We start from the raw sequence: 14,931 nt of genomic DNA, 5'->3' as shown, positions 1-14,931 counted from the left end.
CCATCCAAAGATGTTGAATCATGCGCTGTCCTTGGTTGATAGATAAATGAATTTACCCTTTGAATCACCAATCCCTTTTAAACCGCTTAAATTTGCAGCAAACTTTTATAAAAAAGAATGACTGCAATCACTTTTTTGTTGGTTGTTTTTATCAATTTATCTGTTCTCTCGAGCGCTCTCCATTTTTATCACTCTGCTGATTACAAATTTCGCGCCCCAAATTGCCTTTTTACAGCTGCCCTTTAGAAAGATGAATCCGATCTTAAAGCAGGCTACTCCATCTTTTCCGTCTATTTATAGCATAACTGGTTCGATCTCAAAATGTTATTTTAATCACATAATAATCAACGCTAGTCTAAATTCACCTATAGTTATTGGTTCACTCGATATTCACTACTATAACCAGAGTTCAATAGTATTTACTTCTGCACAAAATAAGCACCCTAAGGTGCTTATTTTTTCTTTAAGCTTCGCTAGCTATACCAGCCAAATAATTTAAAGCTATAAGGGACATAGGCAATGATCAGAATTGCAGGCACCATCACCAGTAACGGTAAAATCCAGCGTTCATAGCGATAGAAAAAGGACAGATGACGAACTTCTGCATCTGCTTCGGCCACTTCTGCATCCCCTATCGATTGTCTCGCCAATAAATGATTCAATGCAACTGGCGGCGTTACATAACCTAGCTCAAATCCAATCAATGCAATCATCCAGAAGTGCACAGGATCAATGCCATATTGATAAGCTACTGGTGCAACAGTTGCAGTAATAAGAATAACCGCCCCAAATGGGTCCATAATCATCCCCACAAAAATCATCAACAGCACGATCAGCGTGATCACCACATAGGTGCTGTTAATATCTTGCGGGAAAGTTTCCATGATATGAATCTGTTCAAGGAAACCACCGACACTCACCGAAAGTGCCATGAGGATCACCAAAGCCCCAATATGTCCAACGGTCTCACTGGTCGATGCATGTAATGCTTTACCGAAAGAAACACGGCGCACAGGATTCCGCGGATCATCTGCAGGGTTGATCGGCGCAGCAGGTTGAGAACCATCCGCAGGAATGATGTAACTGTTCAAAGTACTATCCCAATGCCCAACGGGTGCTAAGGGTGCAGGTTCTTTGCGCAACTTATCAAAAAGCACCATCAATAATAAAATCACTGGCATCATTACAGGTGCAGTAAATTCATTTAGATCTGTGGCCAAAGCATGTTTATAGAACAGCCAGATCAAAATAAAAATCACGATATAAGGTGATACTGGCACAAAAGCACGTAACGACTTAGGTAAGGCGATTTTGAGTGGTGCAACTCTAAATTTCTGTTCGGCAAAAAACAGCGCAATCACCAAGAATAAAGTTGAGGTTAACAGGAAGGTATACATGCCATATTTATACAGCAGGTCAGTGGTCACTTCTTTATTTAATGACGCCACAACCACGATCAATAGACATGGACGAAGCACCACCCCAAGCGAACCTGACAGTGCAGTTGCAGCCAAAGCAAATTGGCGACGCCCACCTGCATTCCAGACTTCTTTATAAATAATTGCACCTGCTGCAATGACGAAAATACCTGATGCACCCGTGTAGGCGGTCGGCAAAGCCGCAGCAATTAAGATTAACCAAGTTAATGTTTCAGGGGCGAGATTCCAAGGTCGCAGAATATTTAAGAATAAATCCACAATCCGGGTTTGTTTTAACAACATCCCCGCCCAAATAAACAAGGCTAGATTTAAGAAAATATTCGAGAACTCAACCAACTGCCCTAAGTAAATCCCTTGCCCCATTGGATAGGCCATAAAGAAGGTAAAGGCAACTCCAGTGATAATCGCCATATAGGCATAAAGTGGCACGCTTAGGAAGGCTAGACCAACACTCCCCCCTTCTCGAGTTGGTGTAGGGGACTTAATCAACTGATACAGACTAATCAGGGTCAGTACCGCAAATAAAATCATCCATAACCAATAAATCAGCGTCATTTCAGGGCTGATCGGAACACCAGAGTTCATCACAGATCGATATTGACTCATCACCGATGAAGTCAATAAACCATTTCCAATCAGCATCGCAATGCTGTAGATACGGAAATCAATTTTCGTCGCTGGGCTGCGCAAACCAATATGATGGGTCTTTAATGTGGCACTGATGGCCGCAAACACCACCATAATCACCAAGAATAAAGCACGGTTTTCTGTACCAAACTTAAAGATGCCAAAGAAGCTGGTTTCAATCTGACGATAGGTCCGCACACTCGGATGTGCCTCGATATGCGTCATTGCCTTATCATAAAATTGATATTTTTCATCACATTGCTGCTGTGCAGCGATCAAGGAAGCGCGTACATCTGATTCCGAAGCCACGCCAAACATACTGGCAAATTCATCGGCTGCATTAATCCGCATCTGCTCTTGAACTTGTGCATCGATATTGGGATTTCGGTCACATGTGGGTTTTTCTGGTTCGGCACGAAGGAATGAATACTGCATTCCAATCGCAGGATCACCATATAAACGTTCGCCCATACGTAATAACTGACCATGGATCATCTCTCCAGTACCAATAATCAGTGTCATGAGTAATAAGAAAAGGATAACAAAGGTTGATATCCACTCGGTCCAAATATAACTCAATAGACCTAATCCAGTTTTTTTCTGTTGATTATGCTGCATATCTATTCCAGTTTATTGTGATCAACACCCCTCCGAAGATGCTGAATCTTGCAATGTACATGGTTGATAGAGAATACATTTATTCCCTGTATAACCAATCCCTCTGTACCCACTGAATTATTATTAAGCGTCTTAATCAAATGATCATGTTGTTGTCGTTTTTATCTTTTTTATCAGTAAATAACCTAAACCACAGAGCAGTCCACCAATCGCACCAATCAAATGTGCTTCGGTGAGGACTGGACTGCCAATTAATTGAGCAGTCCCTGTTTGCCCAAAGGTATTCTCCCAAATCAGTTTTGCCGCAATCAAGGCTAAGACCAAAATTGCAAATTTTCGCTCATTCTTATATTGCAGATACACCACACCGACTGCAGCATAAAGACCATGCAAGACCCCTGAAAGCCCAGCATAAGCATCAATATAAGGTAGGTAGAAATAAAAAATTAAACTAATAAAGGGAGGTAACACGAGCAATAATGCACCTAAATGCCAATTGCGAACATGAGGAAAAATAAAAGGTAAACAGGCAAAAGCCATCATATTCAGTAGAAAGTGAACCCATCCTACATGAACCCAATGCGCAGTCCATAAGCGCCAAAACTCGGTGAGTAAACTTGGACGCCAATAAATAAAATGATCAGCAAAAACTTGTAGACAAGCCGATATGGAAATACATATCGCAATCAAAATAATTTTACTTACCCATATTTGATCTTTCATAGGCTGACCGCCTCCTAAAAAAACAGACCTTTTACAAGTTTAGATAGTTCATCTGTAAAAGGTCGTTTAATTCAGGTTACTCCGCTGGAGTTTCTTGTGCTGGTGCCGCCTGGTCTGATGCTGGTGCAGCTTGATCCTGCGCAGGTGCTGCTTCACCGCCGTCAAACAATGAATCCAACTCAGCTGAGCTTTCTTGTTTGTCATCCCAGAATGAAGTTAAGCCTTCGTCACTGGCTCTTACACCTGTATTTTCAGTCCAATAACGATCTGCGATACCACGAACCATCAAACCGGCCATTTTATCAATCAATCGGAACTGTGGATTTGCTGGTTTATCTTCACCTGTTGCCGCAGCATATGAACGGAAAGCATCGCGTAGCTTGGCATCATCACCACTGGCCTGTGCGGCAACGGCATATAAAGCATGTGCTAAACGAACACCCTTCTTCTCACCAATGGCCATAGACTGCTTCATGGTTGCATAAGGTTCCGGCTTACCGTCACCTGCACCTGGTAATAAGGTCCAGATGACTGCACGGGTTGCCATTGGTGCACCCCAGAATTTCTCATTGTCTAAACACGCCATACCACGTTCAACAATACCTGCAATATCTTTAGGTACATTGATCGCACCACCAGAGTTAATATCGTTGGTCATGGCTTGTAAACCACTCACCATACCAAGTAAATAAACAGTTTGGTCTAGATCATTACGCATGGTTGGGCATGAGTCACCCAATTTATATTTGTATTTAGTTTCCCAACGATTCGCAAACAGTTGATAGCCTGCATATTGACGCTCAGCAGCAATTCCTGCCCAACGTTTCTGTTCAATACGTGCATCTTGTGCTTCTGAAACCTGACCTGCTTTAGACGCACGTAAGTAACGCAACTCTGCTTCTAAAGCTTGATTCTCAGCACAAACGCCCGCTGCGGTATATAACAATACCGCCATGCGGGTTGGGTCAGCACCCATATCTTTGGTTGACATCACGGCAGGGGTTAAAGCATTCCCTGAGTTACACACCATTTCAGCGTCATCCATTGCTAAAATTGGTGGAACAATATGGTTTTCACCAAAACCAAGTGCGACATTCGCACCCGTTTTAATCACATATGAACATCCTGATAGCATTGATGTTGCCAATACAGCAACCGCCACACCTTGTCCAATTTTTTGGAGTTTAGACATACTTCCTGTCCCTCTAATAATTTGTTTTTTCCTTTTAGCTGTACATTATCAGATGCATAACCTGAATTAAAGAGTAATTGCTCTAATTTTAACCTAGACATTTTGACACAAATCACAGAGGAATGAATTGACACTTAAGCGGCTGAACAGAAATTTCAGGCAAAAAAAAGTAGCATTGCGACGGTTCAGCACATGCTACTTATTAACTGGTAAAATCGTGAAACTCTTTATATTTTAGTTTTGTTGAAAATAATCCTTGAGTAACGTTCCAGCTCTTCCTACAACAATCGCCATAACGATTGCAATTACTAGAAACATCCACATTGAAATCTCCATAGAGACCTCCTACACTTACGTATCTACTTTTGATAGATACTAGATTGGCGTTCACCATCGATATTCACGGGAGAGTGATATATTGATGACACTTTCAATCTCTTTCTCTTGGTCACGACAACTTGACGTGATTCAAGAAATTCCCTGAGTAAAGTTCCTGCTCTTCCTACTACAATCGCAAAAATGATTGCGACCACCAGAAACGACCATGTTGGAATTTCCATTTAGGACCTCCACCACCCTTTACGTTGGTGTTTGTACTTTAACGAAAATAAATCGGACTTGATCGCCAGATTGTCTGACAATCATAATTTTCACCATTTTTTAGAGTATTTAATCTAACAATTTAAACAAGGCAAACCTTAATTTTAATTAAATCATTGAAATTTATATTCTTATTAATTTTATACAGTTGTAGAATTGTCGAACAATCATCCCAGTTTTGCGCGTAATTTTAGCTTTTTCCATTGCGAATGTGACAATTGATCCCACCAAATAATACAATTTTTATGCTTTTTCTGAGAAAAATAGAGCGCGATATAAAGTTGGTGATCTAGTATTTTAATGATCTGTCTACGCTGGATCTTTAATTGGGGGTCATAAAATTCGAACGAACATTCTTGATGATCCAAGTATTCAAAACGTCTAATTTGAGGTCGTTTCAAAAAGAAAAACCAAGCAAAGCCCATCATGCCAAAGCACAGTAGCCAAATCCATAAGACAAGTAAGGAATAGGTTAAACTAAGAATGGCAATGAAAATCAAGAGCTGCAATATCATCGCAAAACGACTGCGTTGCAGCTCGAAAACACCATTAGCCATGGACATAGTGTTTTAATTTTAAAATAAAATCTTTTAATTCTGCACGAGGTGGTTCCCCTACCTCCATAAACCAATCCAATAAATCTGGATCTTCTTGATCGACTAACTCGGCAAATAATGCCTTTTCAGCAATATCAGCTATCAGGTAGTGGTTTTTAACATAAGGATCAAAATACACATCGATTTCTTTTAAACCGCGACGCGCACGATACACAACCTTACGCTCTTCCAGTGTCATTTCATCAGACATTATTGGCTCCGCAATGCAACAATTTTCCCATAGTGTACCCGATCTCCCCAATGAAGTTCTGAGAGATTTTTCTCAAGTGACCAAATACATCAATCAAATTGAGCATTGATCACATTGTTCACTATTTTCAATTTCTTGTATGGTGATGAAGATGATTTAAATCCAACACACTAGGGAAAAATAACAAATGCAATCAGGTGCTATTCGTCCAATTCCAAACATGCTGCCACGCAAACTGTTTACATCAGACCACGAAGCATTCCGTGAAACCGTGCGTAAATTCTATGAGAAAGAAGTTGTTCCAAATATTGAAAAATATGAGAAACAACAACATGTAGATCGTGACTTATGGAATAAGGCAGGTGCACTTGGCTTACTTTGCACGACCATGCCAGAGCAATATGGTGGTTCAGGTGTCGATCGTCTCTACAGTATGATTCTGATCGAAGAACAAGCCTATGCCATGGATTCAAGCACGGGCTTCTCTTTGCATTCAGATATTGTTGCCAACTATATCAACAACTTCGGCAATGAAGAGCAAAAGCAACACTGGTTACCGAAAATGGCAACAGGCGAAGCTGTCACAGCGATTGCGATGACTGAACCTGGTACAGGTTCTGACCTACAAGCAGTTCGCACGACAGCCGTATTGGATGGCGATGAATATGTCATCAATGGTTCTAAAATCTTTATTACCAATGGCTATCTTTGTGACATGGCAATTGTGGTGTGTAAAACAGGCAACAATGAAAAAGGCTCAGCCAATTTATCTTTGCTGATTGTAGAAGCGGATCGTGCTGGTTTTAGCAAAGGCAAACCTTTGAATAAAATTGGGATGAAAGGTCAAGATACCTGCGAATTGTTCTTTGATAATGTCCGTGTACCGAAAGAAAATTTACTAGGTATGGAAGGCATGGGCTTTATCATGTTAATGAAAGAGCTCGCTTGGGAACGTATGCTGGTCGCAATTATCTGTCAAGCAGGTGCTGAAGCAGCCTTTGCACATACCGTGCAATACACCAAAGATCGTAAAGCATTCGGCAAAGCAATTAGTACCTTCCAGAATACTCGCTTTAAACTGGCGGAATTGCGCACTGAAATTGATTTCTGTCGTACCTATCTCGATCGCTGTATGGAACTACAGCTTGAAGAAAACTTAGGTGTGGATGCGGCTGCAGCTGCGAAATACAAAATTTCCGACATGTTCTCAAAAGTTGTAGATGACTGCTTACAACTACATGGTGGTTATGGTTATATGCTGGAATATCCAATTGCCCGTGCTTATATCGACAACCGTGCCAATCGTATTTATGCAGGTACCAATGAAATTATGAAAGAACTCATTTCCCGCACGCTCTAAATATCAATACAACAAAGCGATCGTGCCCGATGCACGATCGCTTTGTTATTTATTTCGATTCAGGTTTTTCAGCCGTTTGAACAGGCTGCGGATTCATCCTTGCCATTAGCTGCTTAACTTTAGGGTTCTCAATGTATTGTTGCATGGTGGTATTCAGTGCAGTACGTGCATTTTGTGTGGTGAAATGTGCGACTTCACTGCCAACTTCACTGGCTTTCTTTGCCCAAGCCTTGCCTTCTACAGATTGATAAAAGGTCAATGCAGCTTGTAACTCTTTCTGGCTAAAACTTTCCACATAACGTTGCACGATAAATTGCTTACGCTGTTCACTATTCAGATTTTTGCTCAAATCGGTATAAAAACTTTCGGGTAAGTCTTTTGGCAAACGCATACGAATTTGCTCTAAAATCATTTTATCGGTGTTTTGTAGTCCTTGCTCGGTACCATCAACGGATACCAGTTTTTGCGCAATCGCTTCTTTTTGTTTTACGTCATCGGCAAACACCAATGTACTGAATAATAATGTCCCTAAGATGATGATTTTTTTCATCGTATTATCCCTAATCAAAATTTTCTAATGTGCTCAATATACGCGATATTGATCGAATTTAAAGCCTGATTGCAAATAAAAAACCCCATGCTTATGCATAGGGTTTTTCAAGAAACTCAATAAATAATTACGACACTAGCTTTGGCTTACGATCGACTTGCTCACCACGTTTATGGAATTGTAGAACGACATCGTTGAATGATGCATCTTTTAATTCTTTACGATCTGCAAGGTAGTTATTGGTGATTTTCCACGGTGCTTTTTTACCTTGTTTTGGCATCACATCTGCTGCACGAGCAATATAACCAGAAGACATTTTACCCATAATGGTATCTTGTTCACGCAATGCTGGATCTGCATGGGCAATGACTTCATCATAGCCATTTTTATCCATATGGTTCAGCAAACGACAGATATAATCCGCAGCAATATCAACTTTCAATGTCCAAGATGCATTGATATAGCCAATGATCATCGCCATATTAGGTACATCACTGACCATCACACCTTGATACAGCATGTGTTGTGAGGTATCCATTGGCTTGCCATCAATTGTACCTTTTACGCCACCCAAGATTTGGATTTCCAAACCTGTCGCTGAAATCACAATATCAGCTTCAAGGTGTTTACCAGACTTCAACTGGATACCATTGGCAGTGAACTTCTCAATTTGATCTGTTTCAACATTTGCCTGACCTTCACGTAACGCCTTGAATAAGTCACCATCTGGCACGACACATAAACGTTGATCCCAAGGATTATAGCTTGGTGTAAAGTGTTTCATATCTACTTTACCCTTCAACTGTAATTCAATACCTTTCAACAATAAGCGACGAACTGTTTTCGGATACTTTTGCGCTAATGCATAAATACCACGTTGCATACCAATATTACGTGCACGGGTAAATTTATAAGCGGTTTCCTCAGACATAAATTTACGGGTTTTTTCATAAATAAAGTCAATTGAAGGAATCGTCGCAATATAAGAAGGAGAACGCTGTAACATGGTCACATGCCCTGCACCACCTTTCACCATTGAAGGAACAAGGGTAATTGCGGTTGCACCACTACCAATAATAACGACTTTCTTACCTGTATAATCTAGGTTTTCAGGCCAGTGTTGTGGGTGGATCAATTGGCCTTTGAAATCTTCTTGTTTTGGAAATTTCGGCGCATAACCTTGATCATAGTTGTAGTAGCCTGTACAACCCATCACAAAATTTGCTGACCAAGTTTGCTTTTTCTTGTTGCTGTCTTCAATTTCAACAGCCCATTTTTTCTTTGCAGAATCGTAGTTTGCAGAAAGGACACGATGACCAAAATGAATTTTATCTTTTAACTGATTTTCACTGATCACATCGCTTAAATAGCCCTTGATCTCGGCACCGCTTGCCAATACTTTGTCTTTTGCCCATGGTTTAAAATTAAAACCAAATGTTGACATATCCGAGTCAGAACGAATACCAGGGTAACGGAATAAATCCCAAGTCCCACCGAAGCTATCACGACGTTCTAAGATTTCGAATTTACGTTGTGGACAGTTCTTTGAGAGATGCACAGCTAGCCCAATCCCAGAGATACCTGCACCAATAATTAATACATCAACTTGCTTTTCCATTTTTTTTATACCCTGTATAAACCATGACTTTATTAAAGCACAAATTTGACAATACGCAATGTCAAGTTTGGTCATTCATCGGTTTTTTCATATCACTTCGGGACATTTTTAGAAAAAAGAGCGCTAAAAAATCCTGAGATTTCTGCTTGGATTTCGTTCAGTATAGGGTTTGCTTTCATAGATGAATAAAATTATCTGTACTCACTGAATACTTATAAACATGCTTTATTCAATATCTACAGGGAGACAACTTTTAAGGAAAAAGCTCAGGATAAGAGATGATGTAGAAATAGATGTATTAGCAATTTTAGATCGTAGCTTTAATTTCAAATAGAAAATGCCATTTATATCCTAGAATAAAAATAGCTTCATCAAAAGCTCATCTATATATTCTACGTTATTTTTCAAGGCTTTTGATTCCACCCCATAAGGTTGAAAACCAAACTTTTGATAAAGCTTAATTGCTGGCTGATTATCATCAGCGACAATAAGTAAAATTTGTTCTAGATATTTTTTACTATGTTCAATAACAGTCGTGAGTAATCTATCTGCCACTCCCTGTCTTTGAAATTCCGGTTCAATAAATACACTTGATAAATAAGCCTTATGAGCAAGCTTTGTTGCGACCTCTCGGGTTAAAGTCGCTAAGCCAATAATTTTATCATTGTAGTAAACGCCAAAAACTGTTGAACTAGATAAGCAATTTTCAAAGAAACTTAAGGGCTTCACCACTTCTATACTATAAGTAGAACCAAACATTTCAGGGGCTTTTGCTAAAGCTGAAAGCCTGATCGCTCTAAAGTCATTCAGCTCATTCACACTTAGAATTTTAATCTCAATATTTAACATACTTGTCTATTTGAATTTTTATAAGAACGCGACTTAATTTAGCATATCAACCAATTGGCCAAACCCAAATTAATTAAAATGATAAATAAAAAAGGCCGGTTATTACACCGGCCTTTTTTGGAACAACTGACTGTTCTACACGTAGAAGTATTATTTTACTTCACGGTCAACGAGTTCAACGTAAGCCATCGGTGCAGCATCACCTGCACGGAAGCCCGCTTTAAGAACACGAAGATAGCCGCCGTTACGTTCTTTGTAACGAGGGCCAAGAACGGTAAATAATTTACCAACAGTTGCTGCAGAACGAGTACGAGCAAACGCTAAACGACGGTTTGCTACTGTATCGTTTTTAGCTAAAGTGATTAAAGGCTCAGCAACGCGGCGAAGTTCTTTCGCTTTAGGTAAAGTTGTTTTAATTAACTCGTGCTCAACTAAAGCATTTGTTAAATTTTGGAACAACGCCTTACGGTGGCTGCTGGTACGGCCTAATTTCACACCACTATTACGATGACGCATGGTGATAGTCCTACTTAATTAACGGCTACGATAGGCAAAACGGTCATCCATACGGAGACTAGCTGGTGGCCAGTTCTCTAAACGCATGCCGAGTTGTAAACCTTTCGAAGCCAAAACATCTTTGATCTCTGTTAACGATTTTTTACCTAAGTTAGGAGTTTTTAACAACTCAACTTCAGTACGTTGAACAAGATCACCAATGTAGTAAATATTTTCTGCCTTCAAACAGTTAGCAGAACGAACAGTTAGCTCGAGATCATCTACTGGACGAAGCAAGATTGGGTCAACTTCTTCGCGAGGCTCTTGAGCAACAGGAGTTTGATCTTTCTGAAGATCAACAAAAATTGCAATTTGTTGTTGCAAGATTGTTGCCGCTTTGCGGATTGCTTCTTCTGGATCAACAGTTCCGTTAGTCTCAAGATCAATCACTAACTTATCAAGATCGGTACGTTGTTCAACACGAGCATTTTCTACTGTGTATGAAACACGCTTGATTGGACTATAAGAAGCATCTAACTGTAAACGACCTACAGGACGTGTTTCACCTTCAGGGAAACGTGAGTCAGATGTTTCATAACCACGACCTTGAGAAACTTTAAGGCGCATTTTCAATGAACCTGTAGAACTCAAAGTACCGATTAAATGATCAGGGTTAACCACTTCAACATTATGAGGTAAACGAAGGTCAGCTGCAGTTACGTCACCCGCCCCTTGTTTCTCTAATGTCAAATATGCTTCGTTTTGATCGAACAGCTTAATAGACAATCCTTTTAGGTTCAGCAAGAGCTCGACGATGTCCTGCTGCAAGCCTTCTAAAGTACTGTACTCGTGCTCGACACCTTCTATTTCTACTTCAACCACAGCAGCGCCAGGTAAAGAAGACAATAGAATGCGACGTAAAGCATTACCTAGAGTATGACCAAAGCCACGCTCTAAAGGTTCCAGAATCACTTTTGCCGAGGTCCCGCTCACCGCTTCGACCTTGATCGCTTGCGGAGTTAGAAACTCGTTTGCAGTACGCGTCATTTATTGCTACCTCAAGGATTATTTAGAATACAATTCTACAATCAAGCTTTCGTTGATTTCAGCAGGTAAATCAGAACGATCTGGTGCAGCTTTAAACGTACCTTCTAACTTAGAATGGTCAATTTCCATCCAAGCAGGGATACCACGTTGAGCAGCTAATTCAATTGCGTTTTTAATACGTAATTGTTGTTTAGCGCCTTCGTGTACTGCAATTACATCACCAGCTTTAACTTGGATAGATGCAATGTTAACACGACGACCGTTCAAAGTGATGCTACGGTGAGATACTAACTGACGAGCTTCTGCACGTGTAGAACCAAAACCCATGCGATAAACAACGTTATCAAGACGGCTTTCAAGCAATTTCAACAAGTTTTCACCTGTTGCGCCTTTCACACGAGCAGCTTCTTTGTAGTAGTTACTAAATTGACGCTCTAACACACCGTACATACGACGTACTTTTTGTTTTTCACGTAATTGTAGTGAGTACTCTGATTGTTTGCTACCACGAGCTCCGCCATGTTGGCCAGGAGCTTTAGCATGTTTTTTAGTCTTAACGTCAAACGGTTTAACGCCAGATTTTAATTGCAGGTCTGTCCCTTCGCGGCGAGAGAGTTTGCATTTTGGACCAATATAACGAGCCATGAATGTTTCTCCTTACACGCGACGTTTTTTAGGTGGACGGCAACCGTTGTGCGGAATTGGAGTCACATCGGTAATGCTGTTAATTTTATAACCCACTGCACCTAATGCACGAACCGCAGATTCACGACCAGGACCAGGACCTTTTACAAGGACGTCCAAGTTTTTCAAACCGTAATCTAAAGCAGCTTTACCAGCAACTTCAGCAGCTACCTGAGCAGCAAACGGCGTTGATTTACGTGATCCACGGAAGCCTTGTCCACCTGAGGTAGCCCAAGCCAATGCATTACCTTGACGATCGGTAATCGTAACAATGGTGTTATTAAAAGAAGCGTGAATGTGTGCGACACCTTCAGAGACGGTACGAGTGACCTTCTTGCGTGCGCGAGTATCTTTAGCCATCTTTTAGCTTCCAGAAATCTTATTTCTTAATCGGTTTGCGCGGACCTTTACGGGTACGTGCGTTAGTTTTGGTGCGTTGTCCACGGACAGGCAAGCTGCGACGATGACGAAGACCGCGGTAGCAGCCTAAATCCATTAAACGTTTAATGTTCATGGAAATTTCGCGACGTAAATCACCTTCGGTCGGAACCTTAGCAACTTCTGCACGAATCGCATCAAGCTGAGCATCATCTAATTCACGGATTTTTGTAGTTTCAGCAATACCAACAGCAGCTAAGATATTCTTAGAAGTGTGGCGACCTACACCAAAAATATACGTGAGAGAGATAACAGCATGCTTGTTATCCGGAATGTTTACACCGGCAATACGAGCCATTCAATTTTCTCCAAAAAGGCAGTCAAGATAATCAACCGCCCCACAAAAATCTTGAGGGGCGGATAATAACCTAATTAGCCTACTGAAATCAACAGGTCTTAATTAAATTAACCTTGACGCTGCTTATGACGAGGTTCTGCGCTACAAATTACGCGAATAACCCCATTACGACGGATAACTTTACAGCTACCACAAATTTTCTTTACAGAAGCTTGTACTTTCATGATGAAACCTTCTAAGTGCGCTTATCCCTTAGGATGAGCAGTCGTTTTTCTCATTAACGTTTGATTATCATATTGATGCGAAGTAAGGTGCGCTTGGAGTTGCGCCATAAAGTCCATTACGACTACGACGACAATCAATAAAGATGTTCCACCCAAATGGAATGGAATACCAAACGAACTTTGCAATACCATAGGCATTAAACACACTACAGTAATGTAAATTGCACCAATGAAGGTCAAACGGTTAAGAATATGATCTAAATAACGAGCCGTTTGCTCACCTGGGCGGATACCAGGCACATATGCCCCGCTACGCTTTAAATTCTCTGAAACTTCTTTCGGGCTAAAAACTAGCGCAGTATAGAAATAACAGAAGAAGATAATTAACGCGCCAAAGAGCATTAAATACAACGGCTGTCCAGGCGATAACACCAATGCCAGATCTTGTAGGCTGCGCTTCACAATCCCTGCATTTGGATCAGCACTTCCTAACCATTGTCCCAAGCTCGCTGGAAATAATAACAATGAGCTTGCAAAAATCGCTGGAATTACACCTGCCATGTTAATTTTTAACGGCAAATGTGTTTGCTGTGCAGTAAATACACGACGACCTTGCTGTTTTTGTGCGTAGTTCACTGGGATACGACGTTGTGCTTTTTCAATAAACACGATCGCAGCTAAAACGGCTAATGAGAGTAAACCGAATACAGCTAAACCAATTAAGCTACCCTGACCATTCTGTACAGACGTAAACGACTGAATCACAAGATTTGGCAAACCTGCCACAATACCTGCGAAAATGATCATCGAGATACCATTACCAACACCACGTTCAGTAATTTGCTCGCCCAACCACATCAAGAACATCGTCCCAGCAACTAACGAAGTTACTGCTGGAACGTAGAATGCTAGGCCTGACGTTAAGGTAATACCTTGACTAATCAAGCCAGCACACATCCCTACACCTTGCACGAGTGCAAGAAATAAGGTGCCGTAACGCGTATATTGATTGATCTTACGTTTGCCTTGCTCGCCTTCTTTTTTCAAAGCTTCTAGCGAAGGAACTACCGTAGACATTAACTGCACGATAATCGATGCAGAAATGTACGGCATAATCCCCAACGCCAGAATCGACATGCGTTCTAATGCACCACCAGAGAACATGTTAAATAAACCTAAGAAGGTACCTTCATTAGCTTTAAAAAACTGTGCTAGCGCTACATTATCAATCCCCGGCAACGGAATATGCGCTCCTAGTCGAAAGACCAATAACGCGCCAATCAAAAACATTAATCGACGAATAATTTCACGGTATTTCACATGAAATGGTTGGCCTTTCATCATGTTTACATGACCTGAAGA

Annotated in this window: 17 protein-coding genes; 1 reads left to right on the top strand and 16 read right to left on the bottom strand. The window is 40.8% G+C overall.

Annotated features, from left to right (window positions below):
• Positions 1-473: 473 nt before the first annotated feature.
• The 6 genes from F885_RS07235 to F885_RS07260 form a co-directional block, all read right to left on the bottom strand.
• The gene (locus F885_RS07235; RefSeq protein ID WP_005318017.1) at positions 474-2,684 is read right to left on the bottom strand and encodes a TRAP transporter large permease subunit; all 2,211 of its coding nucleotides are present in this window, start codon (positions 2,682-2,684) and stop codon (positions 474-476) included.
• A 144-nt stretch (positions 2,685-2,828) separates the two neighbouring features.
• Positions 2,829-3,407, bottom strand: a complete 579-nt coding sequence (gene rrtA / locus F885_RS07240) for a rhombosortase (protein WP_004804143.1) — start codon at positions 3,405-3,407, stop codon at positions 2,829-2,831.
• A gap of 76 nt (positions 3,408-3,483) precedes the next feature.
• Positions 3,484-4,599, bottom strand: a complete 1,116-nt coding sequence (locus tag F885_RS07245) for a hypothetical protein (RefSeq protein WP_005318014.1) — start codon at positions 4,597-4,599, stop codon at positions 3,484-3,486.
• A 359-nt stretch (positions 4,600-4,958) separates the two neighbouring features.
• Positions 4,959-5,159, bottom strand: a complete 201-nt coding sequence (locus F885_RS07250) for a hypothetical protein (protein WP_004804140.1) — start codon at positions 5,157-5,159, stop codon at positions 4,959-4,961.
• A 207-nt stretch (positions 5,160-5,366) separates the two neighbouring features.
• Entirely contained in the window at positions 5,367-5,756 is a 390-nt protein-coding gene (locus F885_RS21265; protein ID WP_005318011.1) for a hypothetical protein, read from the bottom strand.
• The gene (locus F885_RS07260; protein WP_005297131.1) at positions 5,749-6,006 is read right to left on the bottom strand and encodes an FAD assembly factor SdhE; all 258 of its coding nucleotides are present in this window, start codon (positions 6,004-6,006) and stop codon (positions 5,749-5,751) included. The genes F885_RS21265 and F885_RS07260 overlap by 8 nt, the downstream gene beginning before the upstream one ends.
• Positions 6,007-6,193: 187 nt before the next feature.
• Between F885_RS07260 and F885_RS07265 the strand changes: the two genes are divergently transcribed.
• Positions 6,194-7,366 carry an acyl-CoA dehydrogenase family protein gene (locus F885_RS07265; RefSeq protein WP_005318008.1) on the top strand — a complete coding sequence of 391 codons (1,173 nt, stop codon included), beginning with the start codon at positions 6,194-6,196 and terminating at the stop codon, positions 7,364-7,366.
• Positions 7,367-7,415: 49 nt separating this feature from the next.
• Here F885_RS07265 and F885_RS07270 read toward each other — a convergent pair whose 3' ends face one another.
• From F885_RS07270 to secY, 10 genes are all read right to left on the bottom strand, one after another.
• Entirely contained in the window at positions 7,416-7,916 is a 501-nt protein-coding gene (locus F885_RS07270; RefSeq protein WP_005318005.1) for a DUF2059 domain-containing protein, read from the bottom strand.
• A gap of 127 nt (positions 7,917-8,043) precedes the next feature.
• Complete coding sequence (locus tag F885_RS07275) at positions 8,044-9,534, bottom strand: flavin-containing monooxygenase (RefSeq protein WP_004804131.1); 1,491 nt, start codon at positions 9,532-9,534, stop codon at positions 8,044-8,046.
• Between the two features lie 351 nt (positions 9,535-9,885).
• Positions 9,886-10,383 (bottom strand): GNAT family N-acetyltransferase, encoded by a 498-nt coding sequence (locus F885_RS07280; protein ID WP_005317999.1) that lies wholly within the window; start codon positions 10,381-10,383, stop codon positions 9,886-9,888.
• Positions 10,384-10,533: 150 nt separating this feature from the next.
• The gene (gene rplQ, locus F885_RS07285) at positions 10,534-10,899 is read right to left on the bottom strand and encodes a 50S ribosomal protein L17 (protein WP_004641032.1); all 366 of its coding nucleotides are present in this window, start codon (positions 10,897-10,899) and stop codon (positions 10,534-10,536) included.
• A gap of 18 nt (positions 10,900-10,917) precedes the next feature.
• On the bottom strand, positions 10,918-11,925 hold the full coding sequence (locus tag F885_RS07290) for a DNA-directed RNA polymerase subunit alpha (RefSeq protein ID WP_004804125.1): 1,008 nt from the start codon (positions 11,923-11,925) through the stop codon (positions 10,918-10,920).
• Between the two features lie 18 nt (positions 11,926-11,943).
• Positions 11,944-12,570: a 30S ribosomal protein S4 gene (rpsD, locus tag F885_RS07295; RefSeq protein ID WP_004657698.1), complete on the bottom strand. Its 627-nt coding sequence runs from the start codon at positions 12,568-12,570 to the stop codon at positions 11,944-11,946.
• 12 nt (positions 12,571-12,582) lie between these two features.
• Entirely contained in the window at positions 12,583-12,969 is a 387-nt protein-coding gene (gene rpsK / locus F885_RS07300; protein ID WP_004281491.1) for a 30S ribosomal protein S11, read from the bottom strand.
• Positions 12,970-12,988: 19 nt separating this feature from the next.
• The gene (rpsM, locus tag F885_RS07305) at positions 12,989-13,345 is read right to left on the bottom strand and encodes a 30S ribosomal protein S13 (protein WP_004804122.1); all 357 of its coding nucleotides are present in this window, start codon (positions 13,343-13,345) and stop codon (positions 12,989-12,991) included.
• Positions 13,346-13,452: 107 nt separating this feature from the next.
• Complete coding sequence (rpmJ, locus tag F885_RS20735) at positions 13,453-13,569, bottom strand: 50S ribosomal protein L36 (protein WP_000867907.1); 117 nt, start codon at positions 13,567-13,569, stop codon at positions 13,453-13,455.
• A 21-nt stretch (positions 13,570-13,590) separates the two neighbouring features.
• Positions 13,591-14,910: a preprotein translocase subunit SecY gene (gene secY / locus F885_RS07310; RefSeq protein WP_171061115.1), complete on the bottom strand. Its 1,320-nt coding sequence runs from the start codon at positions 14,908-14,910 to the stop codon at positions 13,591-13,593.
• Between the last annotated feature and the right edge of the window lie 21 nt (positions 14,911-14,931).

The organism is Acinetobacter higginsii, assembly GCF_000369845.1.
In the GTDB taxonomy this organism is placed as follows: Bacteria; Pseudomonadota; Gammaproteobacteria; order Pseudomonadales; family Moraxellaceae; genus Acinetobacter; species Acinetobacter higginsii.
This window is presented reverse-complemented; position numbering and strand designations above follow the sequence as displayed.